Origin of the sequence: Cytobacillus kochii (genome assembly GCF_020171845.1) — a bacterium.
Taxonomy (GTDB): Bacteria; Bacillota; Bacilli; order Bacillales; family Cytobacillaceae; genus Cytobacillus; species Cytobacillus kochii.
On record NZ_JAIVAM010000006.1, the window covers coordinates 83,841 to 99,146 of the forward strand.

At 36.5% G+C, this 15,306-nt stretch carries 14 protein-coding genes; 3 read left to right on the forward strand and 11 right to left on the reverse strand.

The genetic code is table 11. The annotated features are described in order from the left end of the window. Positions 1 to 206 precede the first annotated feature (206 nt). Entirely contained in the window at positions 207 to 824 is a 618-nt protein-coding gene (gene yyaC / locus LCM23_RS11085) for a spore protease YyaC (protein WP_224937006.1), read from the forward strand. Positions 825 to 1,142: 318 nt separating this feature from the next. Here the strand turns inward: yyaC and LCM23_RS11090 are convergent, their stop codons facing one another. The 11 genes from LCM23_RS11090 to rpmH all read right to left on the reverse strand — a co-directional run bounded on the left by LCM23_RS11090 (position 1,143) and on the right by rpmH (position 11,486). After that, positions 1,143 to 1,844 (reverse strand): DUF554 domain-containing protein, encoded by a 702-nt coding sequence (locus LCM23_RS11090; RefSeq protein WP_095371339.1) that lies wholly within the window; start codon positions 1,842 to 1,844, stop codon positions 1,143 to 1,145. A 62-nt stretch (positions 1,845 to 1,906) separates the two neighbouring features. Beyond that, positions 1,907 to 2,761 carry a ParB/RepB/Spo0J family partition protein gene (locus LCM23_RS11095; RefSeq protein ID WP_095371338.1) on the reverse strand — a complete coding sequence of 285 codons (855 nt, stop codon included), beginning with the start codon at positions 2,759 to 2,761 and terminating at the stop codon, positions 1,907 to 1,909. Continuing rightward, positions 2,754 to 3,515, reverse strand: coding sequence for a ParA family protein (locus tag LCM23_RS11100; protein WP_095371337.1), 762 nt, complete (start codon positions 3,513 to 3,515; stop codon positions 2,754 to 2,756). Before LCM23_RS11100 ends, LCM23_RS11095 begins: the two co-directional genes overlap by 8 nt. A 243-nt stretch (positions 3,516 to 3,758) precedes the next feature. Next, positions 3,759 to 4,652 carry a nucleoid occlusion protein gene (gene noc / locus LCM23_RS11105; protein WP_224937007.1) on the reverse strand — a complete coding sequence of 298 codons (894 nt, stop codon included), beginning with the start codon at positions 4,650 to 4,652 and terminating at the stop codon, positions 3,759 to 3,761. 111 nt (positions 4,653 to 4,763) lie between these two features. Further along, positions 4,764 to 5,483, reverse strand: coding sequence for a 16S rRNA (guanine(527)-N(7))-methyltransferase RsmG (rsmG, locus tag LCM23_RS11110; protein WP_224937008.1), 720 nt, complete (start codon positions 5,481 to 5,483; stop codon positions 4,764 to 4,766). 15 nt (positions 5,484 to 5,498) lie between these two features. Beyond that, positions 5,499 to 7,388 carry a tRNA uridine-5-carboxymethylaminomethyl(34) synthesis enzyme MnmG gene (gene mnmG / locus LCM23_RS11115; RefSeq protein ID WP_224937009.1) on the reverse strand — a complete coding sequence of 630 codons (1,890 nt, stop codon included), beginning with the start codon at positions 7,386 to 7,388 and terminating at the stop codon, positions 5,499 to 5,501. 51 nt (positions 7,389 to 7,439) lie between these two features. Continuing rightward, a complete protein-coding gene (gene mnmE / locus LCM23_RS11120) occupies positions 7,440 to 8,825 on the reverse strand; it encodes a tRNA uridine-5-carboxymethylaminomethyl(34) synthesis GTPase MnmE (protein ID WP_224937010.1) in 1,386 nt (461 codons plus the stop codon). Between the two features lie 413 nt (positions 8,826 to 9,238). Further along, the gene (jag, locus tag LCM23_RS11125; protein ID WP_224937011.1) at positions 9,239 to 9,862 is read right to left on the reverse strand and encodes an RNA-binding cell elongation regulator Jag/EloR; all 624 of its coding nucleotides are present in this window, start codon (positions 9,860 to 9,862) and stop codon (positions 9,239 to 9,241) included. Continuing rightward, entirely contained in the window at positions 9,859 to 10,653 is a 795-nt protein-coding gene (gene spoIIIJ, locus LCM23_RS11130; protein ID WP_095371331.1) for a YidC family membrane integrase SpoIIIJ, read from the reverse strand. The genes jag and spoIIIJ overlap by 4 nt, the downstream gene beginning before the upstream one ends. A gap of 184 nt (positions 10,654 to 10,837) precedes the next feature. After that, complete coding sequence (rnpA, locus tag LCM23_RS11135; RefSeq protein ID WP_224937012.1) at positions 10,838 to 11,203, reverse strand: ribonuclease P protein component; 366 nt, start codon at positions 11,201 to 11,203, stop codon at positions 10,838 to 10,840. A gap of 148 nt (positions 11,204 to 11,351) precedes the next feature. Continuing rightward, the gene (gene rpmH, locus LCM23_RS11140; RefSeq protein ID WP_016201470.1) at positions 11,352 to 11,486 is read right to left on the reverse strand and encodes a 50S ribosomal protein L34; all 135 of its coding nucleotides are present in this window, start codon (positions 11,484 to 11,486) and stop codon (positions 11,352 to 11,354) included. A gap of 1,029 nt (positions 11,487 to 12,515) precedes the next feature. On the opposite strand from rpmH, the gene dnaA reads away from it, so the two are divergent. Then, positions 12,516 to 13,862, forward strand: a complete 1,347-nt coding sequence (gene dnaA, locus LCM23_RS11145) for a chromosomal replication initiator protein DnaA (protein ID WP_095371329.1) — start codon at positions 12,516 to 12,518, stop codon at positions 13,860 to 13,862. A gap of 156 nt (positions 13,863 to 14,018) precedes the next feature. Beyond that, positions 14,019 to 15,155 carry a DNA polymerase III subunit beta gene (dnaN, locus tag LCM23_RS11150; protein ID WP_095371328.1) on the forward strand — a complete coding sequence of 379 codons (1,137 nt, stop codon included), beginning with the start codon at positions 14,019 to 14,021 and terminating at the stop codon, positions 15,153 to 15,155. Positions 15,156 to 15,306: the final 151 nt, after the last annotated feature.

Below are 15,306 nucleotides of genomic sequence, written 5' to 3' on the forward strand. Positions count from 1 at the left end.
ACCCTTTTCTTCAACTTCTATTTCACTATTATACCTTGTCCTACTAATATATTTCCAATAAACATCAGAGGAAAATATATTTCGTGACCTAATCACGTATAGAATGAGTGAATATTCCGTATACTATTACTACTATTCAATTCAATCGCTAAAAAAGAAAGTAAAGCGCTCTTTTCTATAGAGTGACATTGAAGGAGTGACGCTTGATGAATTTTTATCCACGTATTTTTGATAAGAAACCTAAATTAACCTCTCGGATTCCACACGATGAACAAAGTGCTACTAATAAACTTGCTCATGAAATCAAGCAGTTTCTCCCGAGTAATATACAAGAAAGACCATTCGTCCTTATTTGTATCGGTACGGACCGCTCTACCGGTGACTCGCTCGGTCCATTAGTTGGAACCTTATTAAAAGAACGATCTATTCCTAACCTTCATGTATTCGGCACATTAGAAGACCCTATTCATGCAGTAAATTTATCTGAAAAACTGTCATATATTGAAGAACAATTTCCTAATGCTTTTATTATCGGCATTGATGCCTGCTTAGGGCGTGTAAAAAGTGTGGGGATTATTCAAATTGCTGATGGTCCTGTCAAACCAGGTGCTGGAGTAAATAAGGATTTACCTGAAGTTGGTGATATACATATTGCTGGCATCGTTAATGTGAGCGGGTTTATGGAGTTTATGGTATTACAGAATACAAGACTGAGCTTAGTCATGAATATGGCCAAAACCATTGCCAATGGCATCCATGAAGTAACTTTGATGGAAAAAGCTAATTTTATCCCTATCGACTGGGGGAAAGAGCAGACTTTATAATATGACCCAAGAGTTTCCGACTGACAATAAATATGAGATCTACCGATACGTGACGATTTTCGTTTTTCTAGACGCAAATCGCCGCGTATTTTCTTTGGAATCGACATAAATAAAGACATTTTGGAAAGCTGATTTGATGAGGCTGGAATGCATAAAACCATGATGAAGAAAGGAAGCAGGTTGAGTAGTCTAACTGCTTTTGCCCATGAATCTTTCTACGCATTGGATCTCGAATATCTCATTCAACCCTATATTAAAGACTTGAAACCAAAGAAAAACGAACAATCCATGCCTATCAAGGATTGTTCGTTACTTAAATTAAAAGAAGTAATAGAAAGAAACGACAAGGGCTGTGACAAAAATACCCGGTAAAAGATTTGCTACCCTGATTTTTGTTAATCCCATTAAGTTTAAGCCGATAGCAAAAATCATTAAGCCGCCTGTAGCTGTCATTTCTAGAATAAAGCTGTCCATCCACGCTTGGGGAATCCATTTATCAATCTGTGTCGCAAATAACGCAATCAATCCTTGATAGATAAAGACAGGGATGGCTGAGAATATGACACCGATACCTAAAGTGGTCGTTAAGATTAGAGCCGTGAAGCCATCTATAATTGATTTTGTATATAAAACCGAATGATCTCCACGAATCCCACTATCTAACGCACCGATGACACCCATTGCACCAATAACAAAAATTAATGTTGCTGTGACAAATCCTTGAGAGATGCTACCTTGATGATTGGATCCAATTTTATTTTCTAATAGAATACCGACTTGATTGAGTCTATCTTCTAATTTTAACCATTCTCCAAGCATCGCCCCAAAAACGAGGCTAAGAATGACCACTAAGAAGTTTTCACTCTTAAGCCCCATCTGTAAACCAAGTACCATTACTGCCAAGCCAATAGCTTGCATCACTGTATCCTTCATTTTTTCAGGGATACGATTAAGGAACTTACCGATTAATGTACCTACAATAATTAATAGTGAATTGACTACTGTACCTAATAAAAACATTAGAGCTACCCAAATATACTTTCTATCTTTTCATGATGTCTATCTAGCAAACGACTAAGCGGCTAGATGGATTCTTTTTGCTGATCTAAAAGATCCAGTATTCGCTCCAAATCGTCGTTAGAAAAGAATTCGATTTCTATTTTCCCTTTCTTTTTTCCTTTTTTAATATGAACGTTCGTGCCGAACCTTTCTCTAAGCGAAGATTCATGTGATTGAATAAACACATCTTTATTTTCCTTCTTCTTTGTTTCACGTGGAACTTTTTCGTTTAATTGCCCGATCCATTGTTCTAACTGCCTTACATTTAAAGAGTCTTTTAACACTTTTTCTACTACCGTATCCATAAGGGATTTTTTCTTTAACCCTAAAAGTGTCCTACCGTGACCCATCGTTAATTTTCCATCAGCAATCATCTCTTGTACTTTAGCTGGCAGTGAAAGCAAGCGAATATGATTGGCAATATGCGGTCGGCTTTTTCCTAACCTCTTAGCCAATTCCTCTTGTGTGATTTTTAGTTTTTCAATTAATAATTGATAAGCTGCGCCTTCTTCAATCGGCGTTAAATCTTCTCTTTGAAGGTTTTCTAATATAGCTAATTCCATCATTTGTTGTTCTGATAGATCGCGAATAATGACTGGCATCGTCTGCATATTTGCCTCTTTTGCTGCCCGATACCTTCTTTCACCAACAACAATTTCATAACCCTTAATACTTTTACGAACAATAATTGGTTGGAGGATTCCGTGTGTGAGAATCGATTGTTTTAGCTCTTCTATACTCTCTTTTGTGAAGATTTTTCGCGGTTGATACGGATTAGGACGTATTTCCTTAAGTTTGATTTCTTCAATTATTTCTTCACTTTCTTTGTCCACATTCGTAAAGAAGGCATTAAGCCCTTTACCTAACCCCTTAGCCATTTGTTAACACTTCCTTTGCTAAGTCTAAGTATACTTCTGCTCCGCGAGACTTTGGATCGTATGTGATAATTGGCTCACCATGACTTGGTGCTTCACTTAAGCGTACATTTCTAGGAATCACCGTGCGATACACTTTATCTTGAAAGTACTTTTTCACTTCTTCAATGACTTGAATACCTAAATTCGTTCTTGCATCCAACATTGTTAACAAAACGCCCTCAATACGCAGATCTTGATTTAAATGTTTTTGCACAAGTCTCACCGTATTTAACAGCTGACTTAATCCTTCAAGCGCATAATATTCACATTGTACAGGAATTAATACGGCGTCAGATGCTGTTAAAGAATTGAGCGTTAGTAATCCTAGTGATGGGGGACAATCGATAATAATATAATCATAGTTTTCCTTCACGTCTTCTAAAGCTCTTTTTAAACGAACTTCTCTTGATATTGTTGGTACAAGTTCAATTTCCGCTCCTGCTAGTTGAATCGTAGCAGGTATAATATGCAGTTTCTCTACAATTGTTGGTTTGATGGCTTTACTTGCTTCTAAATCGTCCACTAATACATCATAAATGCAATAATCCACTTCTGCCTTCTCAATACCAATACCGCTCGTTGCATTTCCTTGTGGGTCTATATCTACAAGCAACACCTTTTTGCCCATAGAAGCTAGACATGCACCTAAGTTCACTGCTGTTGTTGTTTTTCCTACGCCACCCTTTTGGTTAGCTAAAGCAATCGTTTTCCCCACTTGAACTCACCTGCTTTCTTCACATGTTTGTTTTTCTACGTATGTAATCTATTAAAAACCCCTATTAAAGACATCATTGTTTTAGTGCGCATTCCCTTTTTCGAACGCACGAATCTATTTTATCATGAACGTGAGGGGAAGAATAATTATTTTAAGAAAAATAAGAAAATCTTCCAGATGCTATTTTCAGGATAAAAAAAGAGCCATATCTCGCAAAAGGTGATTTGAGATTGGCTAGGTCATTTATTTTTTCTTTTTTGGAATTTTGATTGTTATTTGATAGAATTCATCAAATTCTTCTTCTTGTGAATCTAAGTTTATGCCACTATCAGAGACCATTGAGAGCGATTGGCGAATCGTGTTGACAGCAATACGCATATCTTTACTAAATGCTTTTCTTCTTGGTTTTGCCTTTGGTTGATCTTTTTCTAATAGCTTTACCACTCGGTCCTCTGTTTGCTTTACATTTAGCTGTTTTTCAACGACTTCAGCTAATAAGCTAACTTGCTTCTCGTGGCTTTTTAATGGAATAAGTGCCCTTGCATGTCGTTCTGTTATTTCTTTTCTTAAAAGGGATTCTTGTACTTCTTCTGGTAATTTCAACAACCTTAATTTATTGGCAACTGTTGATTGCCCTTTTCCTAGACGTTGTGCCAATGCTTCTTGTGTTAAGTTATGTAACTCTAGTAGCTTTCCATAAGCAACCGCTTCTTCAATAGGCGAAAGCTCTTCACGCTGCAAGTTTTCAATAAGCGCAATTGAGGCCGTTTCTGTATCACTCATATTCTTGACAATGGCTGGTACTTCTTCCCAACCCAATTTATTCATTGCACGCCAGCGACGCTCACCTGCAATAATTTCAAATTGATTGTCACCGTATTCTCTAACGACAATTGGCTGAATAATACCGTGAATATGAATTGTACGAGAAAGCTCTTCTATTTTCTCATCATCAAATATTGTCCGAGGCTGAAAACGGTTAGGAACGATTTGATCGATAGGGATCTTCTTTACCTCTTCCTTGCTTGCTAATGTCTCTGCCTCTTCCATTTCCATATCTGCTTGTTCGTCTAGCTTGTCTTCATTTGTTTTTTCCTTTTCGCCTAGGCCAAAAAGGCGTGAGAAAGAATGCTTCATCACCCTGCACCACCTTTACGAAACTCCCTATAACCTATTCTCTACAAAGTAGACAATTCCTGCGATTGTCTATCAATTTATAGTGATATAAAAAACCATATACGCTCAAACTCACGATTCAATCGGTGATTTATTAGGCGTTCCCGGCTTTCTTGGATATTTATTAGGGGTAGATTTTTCTTTCTTAATTACTAGAATGTTTCTTTCACTTTCTTCTTCCGGTAATGTGAAAGTGTGTGAATCTATCAGTTTACCACCAAAGGTTGTTATCGCTTTGTTTGCTTTATCTAGTTCTTGTTCAGCCCCTGCACCTTTCATAGCTAAAAAGGTACCACCGACTTTGACTAAGGGCAAGCATAATTCACTCAGTACTGACAATCTTGCTACCGCCCTAGCTGTGACAAGATCAAAGCTTTCGCGGTATTTTTTGTTTTTGCCAAACGTCTCCGCGCGATCATGTACAAATTCGACATGGTCTAATCCAAGTTCTTCAGCTAAATGATTTAAAAAACCAATCCGTTTGTTTAATGAATCAACGATGGTCACTTGTATTTGAGGAAAGGCAATTTTTAATGGGATACTTGGAAAACCAGCTCCAGCTCCAACGTCACATACCTTTAACGGCTGGTTGAAATCGTAATAAAAGGCAGCTGAGATGCTGTCATAAAAATGCTTTAAATATACTTCATCTTTTTCTGTAATGGCCGTTAAGTTCATTTTTTCATTCCATTCAACAAGCGTCGAATAGTACAATTCATACTGTTCCATTTGCTGCTTGGAGAGGGAAATTCCCTTCTCCTCAAGCAAATGAACAAATTGTTCTGTATTCATGCGTTCAATCCTCTCTTATTCATTAGCCACTTTCGCAATTCTTCCTTGTTCTAAATAAACGAGTAGAATAGAAATATCTGCTGGGTTTACACCAGAAATACGAGATGCTTGTGCTAAAGATAGAGGACGCACTGATTTCAATTTTTGACGTGCTTCAGACGCAAGCCCATTGATATCATCATAATCGATTTGATCTGGAATTTTTTTGTTTTCCATTTTTTTCAGTCTGTCTACTTGTTGTAGTGATTTTTCAATATAGCCCTCATACTTAATCTGTATTTCTACTTGTTCTTTTACATCATCATCTAACTCACTCGTTGCTTTAGCGAGTTGTTCAATATGAGCATAAGACATTTCTGGTCTTTTTAATAAATCACTTGCACGTATCCCATCTTTTAATTCACTTCCACCTAGGGATTGAATTAAACCTTGAACCTCAGCATTCGGTTTTAAAATAATCTTCTTTAAACGCATTTTTTCTTCTTCAATTTGCTGTTTTTTAGACAAGAATTTTTGATAACGTTCTTCACTAATCATGCCCACTTTATAACCTACTTCTGTTAAACGAAGATCCGCATTGTCATGGCGTAATAATAGACGGTACTCCGCTCTAGAAGTTAATAAACGATAAGGTTCGTTCGTCCCCTTTGTTACTAAATCATCAATAAGGACCCCGATATAGCCATCAGAGCGACTTAAGATTACTTGCTCTCTACCAAGTGAATGCAGCGCCGCATTCATCCCTGCCATTAGACCTTGACCGGCTGCTTCTTCATAACCGGATGTCCCATTTATCTGACCGGCAGTATAAAGGTTTTTCACTTTTTTCGTTTCCAATGTTGGCCATAATTGCGTCGGTACAATGGAATCATATTCAATTGCATAACCAGCTCTCATCATTTGCACATTTTCTAAACCTGGAATCGTCCGCAAAATGTCTTGTTGTACATCTTCAGGTAAACTAGTTGATAACCCCTGTACATAAACTTCTTGCGTGTTTCTTCCCTCTGGTTCAAGGAAGATTTGATGTCTTGGTTTGTCATTAAAACGAACTACCTTATCCTCAATTGACGGACAATAACGAGGACCTGTCCCTTTGATCATACCAGAATACATCGGAGAACGATGTAAGTTATTGTCGATGAGCGTATGCGTTTTTTCGTTCGTATATGTTAACCAACAAGGCAGTTGTTCAGTAATATATTTAGTCGTTTCATATGAGAATGCTCTCGGTACTTCATCACCTGGTTGTATTTCTGTTTTACTATAATCAATTGAGTGACTATTTACGCGCGGTGGCGTTCCCGTTTTAAAACGAACCATATCAAAACCTAAAGCTTCTAGGTGTTCGGATAACTTAATGGATGGTTGTTGATTATTCGGTCCGCTTGAATATTTTAGTTCTCCTAAGATAATTTCCCCACGGAGGAATGTACCGGTAGTAATAACAACAGATTTCGCATAATAAGTAGCGCCTGTTTGTGTAATAATACCTCTACATTCACCATCTTCAACAATTAAACTTTCTACCATACCTTGTAATAATGTTAAATTCTCTTGGTTTTCCAATGTTTTTTTCATTTCATGCTGATACGTAAATTTATCCGCTTGTGCTCTTAATGCTCTTACTGCGGGGCCTTTACCCGTATTAAGCATACGCATTTGGATATAGGTTTTATCAATATTTTTCCCCATTTCGCCGCCTAATGCGTCAATTTCCCGTACGACGATTCCTTTCGCCGGTCCACCAATTGAAGGGTTACATGGCATAAAGGCAACCATATCAAGATTGATTGTGACCATTAAAGTTTTTGCCCCGATTCGAGCTGAGGCAAGACCTGCTTCAACTCCTGCATGACCGGCACCGATAACAATAACGTCATATGAACCTGCTTCATAAGCCATTTCATTTTACCTCCCTTTTCTATTTTTATATTTATATCAACGGTTTTTTTCTTATTTTCCAAGACAGAACTGAGAGAATAACTGGTCAATTAAACTATCTTGTACACTATCTCCAATAATCTCCCCTAGAATTTCCCATGTTCTTGTCAAATCTATTTGTACGATGTCAATCGGTGTGCCCAGATCAACACCCTCTATTGCGTCATTAATTGAATTTATCGCTTGGTGTAAAAGAGCAATATGTCTTGAGTTAGAGACATATGTCATATCTTCTGCTTCAATGGAGCCAGTAAAGAATAATTCAGAAATCGCCTCTTCAAGCTCGTTAATTCCTTGTTCTTCTAATAAAGAGGTTGTCACGAGCTTCTGATTAGCTGCGAGCTGTCTCACTTTTTCCATATCAATCTTTTGTTCTAAATCGGTTTTATTCACGATGACAATAACATCCATGCCTTCGACCGCTTTAAACAAATTCATATCCTCATCCGTAAGCTCATCCGAATAGTTCACAACGAGTAAAATAAGATCCGCTTCTTTTAATACTTGTCGTGATCTCTCTACCCCTATACGTTCAACAATATCTTCTGTTTCCCGAATACCAGCCGTATCTACTAATTTTAATGGTACGCCTCTTACGTTCACATATTCTTCTATTACATCTCTTGTCGTACCTGGGATATCTGTCACAATCGCTTTATTTTCATGGACTAGACTATTTAATAACGAAGATTTACCAACATTTGGGCGTCCAACGATTACCGTTGATAAACCTTCACGTAAAATTTTCCCTTGTTGGGATGTACGTAGCAACTGCTCGATTTCCCTTTTAACGAAGCTGGCCTTCTCTAATAGTAACTGATGGGTCATTTCCTCGACATCATCATATTCAGGATAGTCAATATTCACTTCCACATGGGCAAGTACTTCTAGAATTTCCTGTCGTAACCTTTGAATTAAGTTTGACAATCTACCTTCCATTTGACCTAAGGCGACATTCATTGCCTTATCCGTTTTCGCTCGGATTAAATCCATCACTGCCTCCGCCTGCGATAAATCAATGCGCCCATTTAAAAAAGCACGCTTTGTAAATTCACCTGGTTCAGCTAAGCGAGCACCATTTGTCAACATCAATTGCAGGACGCGATTGACAGAAACGAGTCCACCGTGACAGTTAATCTCAATCACATCTTCTTTTGTAAACGTCTTTGGACCCTTCATGACCGAAACCATTACTTCTTCAGCAACTTGGTCAGTCTTCGGATCAATAATATGGCCATAATGAATTGTGTGAGATGGGACTTCTTTTAATCGTTTATCTCCCACACTTTTAAATAAATGATCCGCTATATCAAAAGCTTCAGGTCCGCTCAGCCGTACAATTGCAATTGCGCCTTCACCCATGGGAGTAGATATAGCAGCTATTGTATCAAGTTCCAAGCGGCTTCACCTCATTTCATTTTTATCTATAATTACTCATCCTTCAATCTATGAAAAAAATTATTTCCCAAAAAAACAGAATATCATATGCAAACAATTATTAAAAGCAGGATCATCCTCGTTAAGAATCCTCCAACTAAGGAAAATACCTGTTATCAACAGTATAGACAAATTTTTTTCATCTAAAAATTATCCACAGAAACCAAGTTGTATTATGCTCCATTTTAACTTATCCACATGTGAATAACAATCATACAATACTGAATTCATTATTTTCCTCTTTGACCAATTCTTTGTGAAAAAAGCTTCGAATGTTTTCTAAACTGTTTCGGAAGTTCCGAAAATGGTTCTGAAGAAATAGCGTGTTTATCCATAAAAAAAGAGCGTCCGCTTGGACACTCTCTATAGAAAAATTAATTTTTAACTGGTGAAATGACAATATGTCGATGAGGATCATTGCCATCCGAATACGTTTCTACTTTCTTATCATGAGACAAAGCAGAGTGGATCACTTTTCTCTCATAGGAAGGCATAGGCTCAAGCGAGACCTTTTTACCAGTTTTAATTGCCTGGCTTGCTAATCTTTCAGCAAGCTGCACCAACGTATCAATTCTTCTTTGGCGATAGTTTTCTGCATCTAATATAATATTAAAATATTGATCAGAATATCTGTTGACGACAAGCTGTGTAAGATACTGCAAAGAGTTTAATGTTTGACCTCGTTTACCTATTAATAAAGCAATTTTATTACCAGATAGAATAAATTCAACATTTTTACCGTCTCTAACAGTTTCAATTTCAACCGGCGCGCCCATTTTCTCACTGACCTCTAATAAAAATTTCTCCGCTTCTGCAATCGGATCCATTTTCATCGTTGCTTTTATCACTGCAGGACGGGATCCAACTATACCAAGGATCCCTTTCCTTCCTTCATCGAGAATCTCTATTTCTACACGATCCTCTGTTGTTTGTAATTGAGCTAAAGCCGAATGTACTGCTTCATTGACGGTTTGTCCTGTAGCAGTTATTTCTTTCACTTTTTCGCTCCTCCCGCAGGTTGTGTTTCTTTAGATTTTTTTAAATCTGGACCTTTAATGAAATAAGTTTGGACAATCATAAATAAGTTACCAACTACCCAGTATAAAGAAAGAGCCGCTGGGAAATTAATCGCAAAAATAACGATCATGATTGGCATTAACCATAACATCATTTTCATTTGCGTTGCCATCATTTCATTCGCACTAAAGTCTTGTCCAGCCATCATCATCTTCTGTTGAATGAACGTTGTAATACCTGCTACAACTGGCAAGATATAATATGGATCGGCATCGCCAAGATCAAACCATAAGAAGTTATGATTAGCAATTTCCCGCGTTCTTGAAATCGCATGATAGAATCCAATAAGAATCGGCATTTGTACTAACAATGGTAAACAGCCCGCCAATGGGTTTACACCATGTTTTTGCATTAATTCCATGGTTTCTTGTTGAAGCTTTTGTTGTGTCTTTTGATCTTTCGAACTATATTTTTCACGTAGCTTTTGCATCTCAGGCTGTACTGCCTGCATTGCTTTAGAACTCTTTGTTTGTTTAATCATCAATGGTAGAATTACTAGACGAATCAGAATTGTTACGACAATAATCGACAAACCATAGCTTCCGCCCATAAGGCCTGCAATTTTAATAATTAGCCATGATAGCGGATAAACGATGTATGAGTTCCAAAAGCCTTCACTCTCGGAAGTAATTGGCTCATTAAATTCCGTACACCCTGCTAAAAGTACGGTGACTAGAATTAGACCAACCAATAAAGGTATTCGCTTTTTCAACCGTTATTTCCTCCTTAATGCCTTGATAATATTGTTACAGTTTTTCTATCATCTCTTCATTTTCACTGAGAATCGAATAAACTGATTTTACTCATGGTATGTATTTTATCATCTTTTCCTCATATGTCATATGAATAAAAGATGTCTTTCCCAAATTTCATAAAAAAAAGCTCTTTTTATGACATTATGACTTATTATTTCCATGTTTATGTGTTTTAACAACCCGAGAAAGCTTCAAAACATGCATTAAGCTTTTCTTAATTTCAAAAAAGCTCATTTCAGCAGTTGGCTTTCGTGCAATAATAATAAAGTCATAATTTGGTTTTAACTCTTGATCCAGCTCATGGAAGGCTTGTCTAATATAACGTTTGATTTGGTTCCTTTTGACAGCGTTACCAAGCTTCTTACTAACAGATAATCCTATTCTAAAATGAGTCTGGTCATTTCTTTGTAAAGAATAAACAACAAATTGCCGGTTAGCAAATGACTTACCTTGTTTAAAGGCTTCTTGAAATTCTTTATTCTTCTTTACTCTAAATTCTTTCTTCATGTCATTTACACCTTCTTTTTCATACACGGTTCGTAACAGCTCATGTATAAATAAGTCTTATATTCTCTATTTGGGCAATCGATCAATCATGCGTTTACTCACTATTTTTACACTATTACGTGAAAAAAGACCACTGATTTTCAGTGGCCTAAGCAGATAATACTTTTCTTCCTTTACGACGGCGGCGTGCTAGAACGTTACGTCCGTTCGAGCTGCTCATACGGCTGCGGAATCCATGAACTTTACTTCTTTTACGTTTATTTGGTTGATAAGTTCTTTTCATTATATGACACCTCCCTGAGGAATAGCTGTTAAAGACAGTCTTATTAATTATATAGATGCTACCTAAAGATTGTCAACTATCCATCGGATGATTAACCCTTACGCGCAACTTTTTTCAAAAAACATCACTGTACTGTACTGAATTTTACTTTGTTTCGTCTCTAATGTCACCCTCATTTCAATAGTATTTTTTGGTTATTGGGGAAATCCCTTGATTACGAGCCTGTATAGCAATGATTGTAGGGATATTTTACTGATAACTTTTTTTAAGAGCTGATTTTAAATTATCTGTTTTGAGATTTAAACTGTTTCACAAGTTTTTTGGACTTAGACTTTAGACCTCTCCTCATTCTCACGTTTTTGGGTCAGACTTCACTTCTCGTTCCATGTCTGATTATGAGCATTTGCGATTTTTCCCATTCGAACAGGTTATACAAACTACCTTCATGATCATTCGATAGGTCACATGGTCGCAATCCATTTTTGTTGTACTCATGATTCTTTTTCCACATCCACTAGAATTTAGTTCCATATTGTTTGTCGTCCATTAATTAAAATGTTCCATTTTTATAAGAAGACTGACGTACATCCATTTATCCACGTATTTATCATTCAGCGTATAATTTTACTTGTGGATACTTTTTTCGACAAATTTATTTTATCCACACTACATATAGACAAGTTTTTCACAAAAACACTACCTGTGGACAATTGTTATAAACAGGTTGTTTCACTTGTGGATAAGCATTGAAAAAACGTTGCATGCTCTTGTTATTTCTGTTATCATATTTGTGTTTTCACACTTAATAACTGAACGGTATATATTTTATTATCCACAGATTGTGGATATCATGTGGACAGGTTATTCAGCCCCTTTGAAAAGGTTGTCCACAGGTGGTGGATATTGTCGAAATGTCGCCTTTTTTCCTTATTATATATTTTTCCACATCTTATTTTATTCATTTTTTCTATATAAACATTTTTGTGGGCATTTTCAGCCGTTATTTTCAAAGAAAAGGAGGGATCATCATTGGAAAATATATCTGACCTATGGCAGCAGGCTTTAGCAAAAATAGAAAAGAAAATTAGTAAACCAAGCTTTGAAACCTGGATGAAATCAACTAAAGCACATAATCTTCAAGGAGACACATTAGTGATCAAAGCACCTAATGAATTTGCTCGAGATTGGCTAGAAGAGCGCTATTCTCCTTTAATTTCCGAAACAATAAAAGAAGTTACTGGTGAACGACTCGAAGTTAAATTCATTATTCCGCAAAACCAGAACGAAGAAGAGCTTGAAGCCATCAGCCCGGCAAAAAAGAAGCCAGTTGAAGAGGAATCCCAAGACATTACCTTCAATATGCTAAATACGAAAAATACTTTTGATACATTTGTTATTGGTTCTGGGAATCGATTTGCCCATGCTGCTTCACTCGCAGTAGCAGAAGCACCTGCTAAGGCCTATAATCCACTGTTTATTTATGGTGGTGTTGGTTTAGGGAAAACACATTTAATGCATGCAATTGGTCACTATGTATTGGATCATAATCCAAATGCGAAAGTTGTCTATTTGTCTTCTGAGAAATTTACCAATGAATTTATTAACTCTATTAGAGATAATAAAACCATTGATTTCCGCAATAAATATAGAAAAGTAGACGTGCTATTAATAGATGATATTCAATTCCTTGCCGGAAAAGAATCAACCCAAGAGGAATTTTTCCATACGTTTAACACATTACATGAAGAATCAAAGCAGATTGTCATCTCGAGTGACCGACCTCCGAAAGAGATTCCGACACTTGAGGATCGCCTGCGTTCTCGTTTCGAATGGGGTCTGATTACAGATATTACCCCACCAGATTTAGAAACAAGAATTGCGATTTTACGTAAAAAAGCAAAAGCTGAAGGTTTAGACATTCCTAATGAAGTCATGTTATATATTGCCAATCAAATTGATTCTAATATTCGTGAATTAGAAGGAGCACTTATTCGTGTTGTTGCCTACTCATCACTCATAAATAAAGATATTAATGCAGATTTAGCTGCAGAAGCATTAAAAGATATTATTCCGAGTTCAAAACCTAAAGTTATTACTATTCATGAGATTCAAAAGGTTGTCGGAGGCTATTATAACGTTAAATTAGAAGATTTCAGTGCGAAGAAACGGACAAAGTCTATTGCTTTTCCTAGGCAAATTGCTATGTACCTATCTAGAGAATTAACCGATTTCTCCCTACCGAAAATTGGTGAGGAATTCGGGGGACGAGATCACACAACAGTGATTCATGCCCACGAAAAAATCTCTAAATTACTTCATGCAGACACACAATTTCAACAGCAATTAAAAGAAATTAATGAATTACTTAAAGTATAATTGTGAATAACTACCGAATGATTATGCACAGTCTGTCCACATGTGGATAGGCTGTGTTTCCATTCATTTTTCTAGTTATCCACATGTTAACAAGCCCTACTAATACTTCTATTATTTTAAAATAAAAAATATATGTATATACATTGGAGGTTAATCATGCGATTTACGATTCAGAGAGATCGGTTAGTTCAAAGCGTTCAAGATGTGATGAAGGCCGTTACTAGTAGAACAACAATTCCCATTTTAACTGGAATTAAAATTGTTGCATCTGACGAAGGTGTAGCTTTAACAGGTAGTGACTCTGATATTTCTATTGAGTCATTTATTCCTAAAACTGAAGAAGATGAAGTCATAGTTAACATTGAACAACCAGGTTCAATTGTATTGCAAGCAAAATTCTTTAGTGAAATCGTAAAGAAATTACCAACAGACCAAGTAGAAATTCATGTAGAAAATCATTTACAAACAGTTATTACTTCAGGTAAATCTCAATTCAATCTAAACGGTATTGATGCGGATGAATATCCTCATTTACCACAAATTGAAGAGGATAATGTTTTTTCTATTCCGACTGACCTTCTAAAAGCAATGGTTAGGCAGACAGTTTTCGCAGTGTCCACCTCAGAAACACGCCCAATCTTGACAGGTGTAAACTGGCAGATTGAAGGAAGTGCTTTAACCTGTATTGCAACAGATAGCCACCGCTTAGCATTGAGAAAAGCAACGATCGAAACAGCATCAGAAGCATCTTATAATGTGGTTATTCCTGGGAAAAGCTTGAGTGAACTAAGCAAAATTCTCGACGATCATAACGATACAATTCAAATTGTTATTACAGAGAACCAAGTTTTATTTAAAGCGAAAAATTTATTATTCTTCTCTAGATTACTAGAAGGAAATTACCCAGATACATCACGATTGATTCCAAATGAAAGTAAGACGGATGTCGTTGTTACTACGAAAGCATTTTTACAAGCCATTGATCGTGCTTCTTTACTTGCACGAGAAGGTAAAAATAATGTCGTTAAACTTTCTACTGTTGATGATCAAGTCATTGAGATCTCTTCTAATTCTCCAGAAATCGGTAAAGTTATTGAGGAGCTTCCGAGCATTTCGAAAGAAGGAGAAGACCTTAAAATTTCGTTTAGTGCGAAATTTATGATGGATGCTTTAAAAACATTAGAGGGTACAGAAATAAAAATTAGCTTTACGGGTGCAATGAGACCATTTATTATCACACCACTTAATGATGATTCAATCTTGCAATTGATTTTGCCAGTTAGAACATACTAAAGCTTTAGGTAAATAGAAATCCGAACAATCATTGATATGCTCCCCTCTAGGTAGACAGATAAAAAAATAAAATCTGGCTACTAAAAGGGGAGTATATTTATGTCTAAAAGAGCTCATCCACTCGAAGTTAGGATAGAAGTAATAAATACAT

What these genes read in the sequence shown, in the direction of transcription:
- yyaC (WP_224937006.1), top strand. Translation starts at nt 207, where the DNA reads ATGAATTTTTATCCACGTATTTTTGATAAGAAACCTAAATTAACCTCT.
- LCM23_RS11090 (WP_095371339.1), bottom strand. Translation starts at nt 1,844, where the DNA reads ATGTTTTTATTAGGTACAGTAGTCAATTCACTATTAATTATTGTAGGT.
- LCM23_RS11095 (WP_095371338.1), bottom strand. Translation starts at nt 2,761, where the DNA reads ATGGCTAAGGGGTTAGGTAAAGGGCTTAATGCCTTCTTTACGAATGTG.
- noc (WP_224937007.1), bottom strand. Translation starts at nt 4,652, where the DNA reads ATGAAGCATTCTTTCTCACGCCTTTTTGGCCTAGGCGAAAAGGAAAAA.
- rsmG (WP_224937008.1), bottom strand. Translation starts at nt 5,483, where the DNA reads ATGAATACAGAACAATTTGTTCATTTGCTTGAGGAGAAGGGAATTTCC.
- mnmG (WP_224937009.1), bottom strand. Translation starts at nt 7,388, where the DNA reads ATGGCTTATGAAGCAGGTTCATATGACGTTATTGTTATCGGTGCCGGT.
- rnpA (WP_224937012.1), bottom strand. Translation starts at nt 11,203, where the DNA reads ATGAAGAAAGAATTTAGAGTAAAGAAGAATAAAGAATTTCAAGAAGCC.
- rpmH (WP_016201470.1), bottom strand. Translation starts at nt 11,486, where the DNA reads ATGAAAAGAACTTATCAACCAAATAAACGTAAAAGAAGTAAAGTTCAT.
- dnaN (WP_095371328.1), top strand. Translation starts at nt 14,019, where the DNA reads ATGCGATTTACGATTCAGAGAGATCGGTTAGTTCAAAGCGTTCAAGAT.